Source organism: Pseudoroseomonas cervicalis ATCC 49957 (assembly GCF_000164635.1).
Classification (GTDB): Bacteria; Pseudomonadota; Alphaproteobacteria; order Acetobacterales; family Acetobacteraceae; genus Pseudoroseomonas; species Pseudoroseomonas cervicalis.
Genome location: NZ_GG771272.1, coordinates 1 through 501 on the forward strand (window position 1 = coordinate 1; position 501 = coordinate 501).

General features: G+C 73.9%; 1 protein-coding gene. It reads left to right on the forward strand.

What is annotated here, in order from left to right; genetic code table 11:
• The coding region (locus tag HMPREF0731_RS22955; protein WP_007006677.1) for a hypothetical protein at positions 1–501 on the forward strand (501 nt) is incomplete at both ends.

Below are 501 nucleotides of genomic sequence, written 5' to 3' on the forward strand. Positions count from 1 at the left end.
AGGCCCGGCACGCCGAGCGGCCGCTATTTCCACGACCTCTTCGTCAGCCAGGAGCGCGACTTCACCATCGACCCTGGGCTGCTGCGCTCCAAGCACCCGATGCAGCCGGAGGGCGAGGCGCTGCGGCTGCGCCTGGAGGAGGCGCCGCCGACACTGCTGTTCGGCCCCTATGTGCGCATCCCCGCCGGGCGCTGGACGCTGCGCGCCGAACTGCTGGTGGAGGCGCTGCCCGCCGCCCCGGCGCAGGACCCGAACCCCACCCCGCCAGTGGCGCCGCGCGCCGGGGCGCTGTTGCCCAGGGTGATGCGGGGCGCCAGGGAGCTGATGCGCAAGGCGGTGCCGCGGGCCGAGACGCTGGTGTTGCGGGTGATGAAAGGCGTTCCCTGGCGGGAGCTGGGCCAGGCCGCCCTGCCGTTGGCCGCGCTGCGGCCGGGCAGCCGGCATGTGCTGGAGGTGAGCTTCGACAATCCGCGCGACACCGGCGAGATCGAGACGGTGATC